The 5,130-nt window shown below is 70.9% G+C and carries 5 protein-coding genes; 4 read left to right on the top strand and 1 reads right to left on the bottom strand.

What is annotated here, in order from left to right:
• Window positions 1-245: 245 nt before the first annotated feature.
• Entirely contained in the window at window positions 246-947 is a 702-nt protein-coding gene (locus AOK23_RS31865) for a DUF4232 domain-containing protein (RefSeq protein ID WP_055716034.1), read from the bottom strand.
• Window positions 948-1,191: 244 nt separating this feature from the next.
• Here AOK23_RS31865 and AOK23_RS31860 point away from each other — a divergent pair, with 244 nt between their 5' ends.
• From AOK23_RS31860 to AOK23_RS31845, 4 genes are all read left to right on the top strand, one after another.
• Complete coding sequence (locus AOK23_RS31860) at window positions 1,192-1,908, top strand: polysaccharide deacetylase family protein (protein WP_055716033.1); 717 nt, start codon at window positions 1,192-1,194, stop codon at window positions 1,906-1,908.
• Between the two features lie 279 nt (window positions 1,909-2,187).
• Window positions 2,188-2,892, top strand: coding sequence for an RNA polymerase sigma factor (locus AOK23_RS31855; protein ID WP_055716032.1), 705 nt, complete (start codon window positions 2,188-2,190; stop codon window positions 2,890-2,892).
• The gene (locus AOK23_RS31850; RefSeq protein ID WP_055716031.1) at window positions 2,889-4,010 is read left to right on the top strand and encodes a CU044_5270 family protein; all 1,122 of its coding nucleotides are present in this window, start codon (window positions 2,889-2,891) and stop codon (window positions 4,008-4,010) included. The genes AOK23_RS31855 and AOK23_RS31850 overlap by 4 nt, the downstream gene beginning before the upstream one ends.
• Window positions 4,011-4,374: 364 nt before the next feature.
• The gene (locus AOK23_RS31845; RefSeq protein ID WP_055716030.1) at window positions 4,375-5,049 is read left to right on the top strand and encodes a lytic polysaccharide monooxygenase auxiliary activity family 9 protein; all 675 of its coding nucleotides are present in this window, start codon (window positions 4,375-4,377) and stop codon (window positions 5,047-5,049) included.
• The last annotated feature ends 81 nt before the right edge of the window (window positions 5,050-5,130 follow it).

Below are 5,130 nucleotides of genomic sequence, written 5' to 3'. Positions count from 1 at the left end.
CGACCGAGGAACCTTCGTTCCCACCCATGAGGTCATGCGGGAAGCAGTCCGGGCGCTCACTCATACGCGGGAGAACACGCTTGGGCGCAGTCAACCCTGAGCAAGTTCACAACCCCTGAGCCCCTCACCCAACCGAAGCCTCGCAGCCTCCGGACTGCCGCGCGCTGCCGCCCGCCCCGGCACTTGCCGGCCCAGCCCTCGGCCCGCCGCAGTGATCGTCAGGCGGCGGAGGGCGGGCGGATGGGTCAGTACGTCAGCGCGTCCTCGGCTGTGCCGAAGAAGCTGGTCACCTGGCTGTCGTTGACCGTGACGGGGCCGTCGTTGATCGGGACGGTGGTGGGGCTCTCGGCGGCGGTGAGGGCGATCTCCACCTTGTCGGCGCTCTTGCCGCCCGGCGTGTCGGCGCGGGAGAACAGAATCCCGGCGTACGCCTTCTCGCCGGCGTTCAGGATCCAGTCCTCGCCCGCGGGGCCCATGTGCTCGGCGGCGCCGTCGAGCCCCGGGATCGTGACGACCAGTTCGCCGGCCGGCAGCAGACAGGGGTCGCCACTGTTGTTGGTGGCGGTCAGCAGCGCGTGGTTGACCGGCTTGGAGGCGACGGTGACCTTGTAGCTCAGGTCGGTCGTCTCGCACATGCCGACACCGCCGTCCTGGTCGTCCGTGGCGGGCTCCGACGCCTCGGAGGTGCCGCCGCTCCCGGAGGAGCCCCCGCTGCCGCCGCTGCCGCCGGGGGCGTCCGTGGCGGGCTTGTCGGCGTCCTTGTCCTTGCCGGTGTCCTTGCCCGTCTCCTCGCCCTTGTCCTTGCCCGGCGCGGACGGGCTCGCCGTCGCGCTCGGGGCGGCCGCGTCCTGCTCGGCGTCCCCCTTGCACGCGGTCAGGGCCAGGACCCCCAGCGAGAGCGCGGCGAGTACGGCGGTGGTGCGGCGTGCGCGAACTGCGTGAACCATCGGAAGCCCCCCGAGAGTCGGAACGTTCCGGCGATGGTGCCCCATGGCGGACATGTTTCCGCCCCCGCGTACCGAGAGAGGGCCGTCCTCGAACAGGTTTGTGACAGTGTGACGGCGCCGATGGCCGGAAAGCGCGCCCTCTTTGGCCCGGCACACACCACATTCAGCCGTAATCGCGCACCCGTACATCCAGGCCTCCGTCGGGCTGGTCCTAAAGGGCAACTCACTGCCCTTGGAGGACTCGATGCACCGACGCCTCGTCACCTCGGCCATCACCGCCGCCGTCTGCGGCACCACGCTGGCCGGCACCGCCACGACCGCCTCCGCCGCACCCCAGGACGTCGACTGCCGCAAGGTGAAGTGCGTCGCGCTCACCTTCGACGACGGCCCCGTCACCGACACCCAGCGTCTGCTGAACATACTGAAGGAGCGGGACGTCAGAGCCACCTTCTACGTCGTCGGCAAGAACGCCCAGAGGTACCCGGCGACGGTGCGCAACGCCTCGCTCGCCGGCCACCAGATAGGCAACCACAGCTGGGACCACGCCGATCTGACGAAGCTCAGCGCCGCGAAGGTCAAGTCGCAGTTCTCCCGTACCGACGCGGCGATCAAGCAGGCCACCGGCAAGAAGCCGACCACCGTCCGCGCGCCCTACGGCGCCCACAACGCGACCGTCCGCAGCGCCGCCGGCCGGCCGCTGGTGCACTGGAGCGTCGACACCCTCGACTGGAAGTACCGCGACACCGCCCGGCTGATCAAGACGGTCAACGCGGAGACCCGGCCCGGCGACATCGTCCTCATGCACGACATCCACCGGACGACGGTCGACGCCGTCCCCGGCATCATCAAGGCCCTCAAGGCACGCGGCTTCCACTTCGTCACCGTGGACCAGCTGTTCGCCCCGACCAAGCTGTCCGTCGGCAAGGTCACGTACCACAACCGCGCCGCCTACCGCCCCTGACCGAAGTCCCTCTCCTTCGGGCCGCGTTGTCGGGTGACGCGGCCCGAGGGTGCCGCCGGTGCGCCTGCCCCGGCAGAGGGCGTTCCCACCCTGTGCGATGCTGCGCGCGCGGTGTCGATGCCGACGGACGCCAGTTTGAGGCCGAGGGGCGCGAGGCGTGGTCGAGGCCGACGGACGCCCGGCGCGGTCGAGGGCTGCGTCCGCCAGGCGGTCGAGTGTGACGCGGGTCACGGGAAGTCGGTGTGGGGTGCCGGACAGCTCCTTGAGGTGAGCACTCATATGCGTACCCGGATACGGGCCGGGGATCCGAGCGCGTTCGCCGAGCTCTTCGACGCCTACGCCCGCGCGGTCTACAACCATGCCTTCCGGCTGACCGCCGACTGGTCCACGGCCGAGGACGTGATGGCCGCGACGTTCATGGAGGCGTGGCGGCTGCGCGACAAGGTGGACCAGGAGGGCGGTTCCCTGCGGCCCTGGCTGCTGGGTATCGCCACCAACACCGCGCGCAACCAGTACCGGAGCAACCGGCGTTACCGGGCGGCGGCCCAGGCCGCCGCGGCGGCCGAACTCTCCGTCCCCGACCACGCCGAGGAGGTCGCCGACCGGCTCGACGGCCGGCAGCGCCTGGCGACGGCGCTCACCGCCCTCGCGAAGCTGCGCCGCCCCGAGCGGGAGGTCATCGCGCTCTGCCTGGGGGAGGGCCTGGACTACGAGGCCGCCGCGGAGGCGCTCGGCATCCCCGTCGGCACGGTCGCCTCCCGCCTCTCCAGGGCCCGCAGAAAGCTGCGCAAGCTCGCCGAGGTGAGCGAGGAGGAGCAGCAACAGGCAATCGCCGTAGGCCAGTTGGGCGGTTCCCGCGCACCGGCGGCGCTCACGGGGAATCTTCGAGAAAGTCTCGTGAAACGGGAAGGCGGCCGGCCGGGCCGACAGACAAGAGGCGATCACGCATCCGCGATCCGGCCCGCACAGGAAGGAAACCGATGAACGCGAACACGTCCCGGCAGAACGCTGCCGCGTGGGAAGAGGGCGCCCAGCTCTTCGACCGGACGACGCGCGACCTGCCGCCGGGCCGTCACCAGTTCCACAAGGAGCGCATGATGGCCCAGATCCACGAGACCCGGCAGGCCGAGCACACCGTCAACGGAGCGAACGGAGGGCACGGGGCGAACGGGACGACCCCGGCGAAGACCCGGCGGTTCCGGCTGTCGCGTCCGGCGATCGCCCTGCCCGCGCTGGCCGCCACCGTGGCCGCCGCCGTCGTCGCCGTCGTGGTGACGTCCGGCGGGGAGAGCAGGCCCGGCCTCGCCACCGGCCCGGCCCTGACCACGACCATCGGCGTGGCGAGCGCCGAGGGCGCGCCCCGGCTGCTCGACGAGATCGCGCTGGCGGCGGCGGACGGCAAGCACCCGGTGGCCAAGCCCGGCCAGTTCATCTACATCGAGTCCAAGACGGCCGACACCTTCGTGCGGACCGTCGACGGTGAGAGCAGCCTGGCCAGCCACGCGCTGCACACCCGCCAGGTGTGGGAGTCCCCGGACGGCACCAAGGGCTGGCTGATCGACCCGGCCGTCAACGACGGCCCCGAGGGCGAGACCCTGAGCCTCCCCGACGAGCAGGGCAACACCCCTCGGGCCACCCTGAACGCCCCCTCGTACGACTATCTGGCCAAGTTGACCACCGACCCCGACACCCTTCTGGCCAAGATCTACAAGGAGACCAAGGGGCAGGGGAACACCCCCGACCAGCAGGCGTTCGCCACCATCGGCGACCTGCTCGGCGAGAGCTATCCGCCGGCCGAGCTGGTTCCGGCCCTGTTCAAGGCCGCCGCGAAGATCCCCGGTGTCGTCGTGGTCGACGACGCGGTGGACGCGGTGGGCCGGCACGGCGTGGCGGTGGCCCGTCTCGACGAGACCAGCGGTCAGCGCGAGGAATGGATCTTCGACAAGAAGACGCACGTCTACCTCGGCGAGCGCATCGTCCAGGTGAACCGGGTCAGCGGTGACGACGGCCTGATCAAGCCGGGCACCATCGTCTTCACCAGCGCCATCATGAAGCGCGCCATCGTGGACGGCATCAAGCAGACCCCGTCCCACTCCGGCTGACACGACGGCGGGCGGTGCCCGGTGCCTCCGGCGGCTCGACCGGAGACACCGGGCACCCGCCTCGTCCCCCGGGCACCGCCTTGTTCCCCGGGCGGGGGCCCTCCCGTTTCCCGTGCGTCGCCTCGTCCCCCGGGCGGCGCCCTTCCGTTCCCCCGAGCACCGCCTTGTCCTCCGACGCGGACCCTCCCGTTCCCCGTGCGCCGTCGCGTTCGCGCCGCGCGTGCGAGAAGTGGCGCAAACCACCGGTTGTCGCGCAGGGGCCGGAGGCGCAGCCTGTGCACTGGGAGCGCTCCCACGCTTCCTTCGGAGCCTCCGTCCCCACAGCACCACCCGAAGGCAACCCCCACATCCGAAAGAGGAACTCATGACTTGTCATGATCATGCTAAAAAGAAGGTGCGCTCGCGTCCGGCGCTCCTCCTGAGCGTGCTCGGCGCCCTGCTGCTCTGCCTGGTCCCCGGCAGCGGCACCGCCTCCGCCCACGGCTCGGTCATCGACCCGGCGTCCCGCAACTACGGCTGCTGGCAGCGCTGGGGCAACGACCATCTGAACCCGGCCATGGCCCAGCAGGACCCCATGTGCTGGCAGGCCTGGCGGGCCGACGCCAACGCCATGTGGAACTGGAACGGCCTCTACCGCAACGGTTCCGCCGGCAACTTCCCGGCCGCCGTCCCCGACGGCCAGCTGTGCAGCGGCGGCCGCACCGAGGGCGGCCGGTACAACTCCCTGGACACCGTGGGCGCGTGGAAGACGACGGACATCTCCGCCAACTTCACGGTGAAGCTGTACGACCAGGCCAGCCACGGCGCGGACTACTTCCTGGTCTACGTCAGCCGGCAGGGCTACAACCCCACCACCCAGCCCCTGAAGTGGAGCGACCTGCAGTTGGTCGCCCGCACCGGCCGGTACGGGCCCAGCCAGAACTACTCGATCCCGGTCAGTACCTCCGGGTACACGGGCCGCCACATCGTCTACACGATCTGGCAGGCCTCGCACATGGACCAGACGTACTTCCTGTGCAGTGACGTGAACTTCCGCTGACCTCGGCGACCCACCGCCCGCCGGACACCCACCCCCGCCGTGCTCTCCGGGGGCCACCGGGTCCGGCGGGCGGTGGGTCGC

Origin of the sequence: Streptomyces torulosus (assembly GCF_001419765.1) — a bacterium.
Classification (GTDB): domain Bacteria; phylum Actinomycetota; class Actinomycetes; order Streptomycetales; family Streptomycetaceae; genus Streptomyces; species Streptomyces torulosus.
The sequence above is the reverse complement of the archived record's forward strand: the minus strand, read 5'-3'. Positions and strand labels throughout refer to the sequence as shown.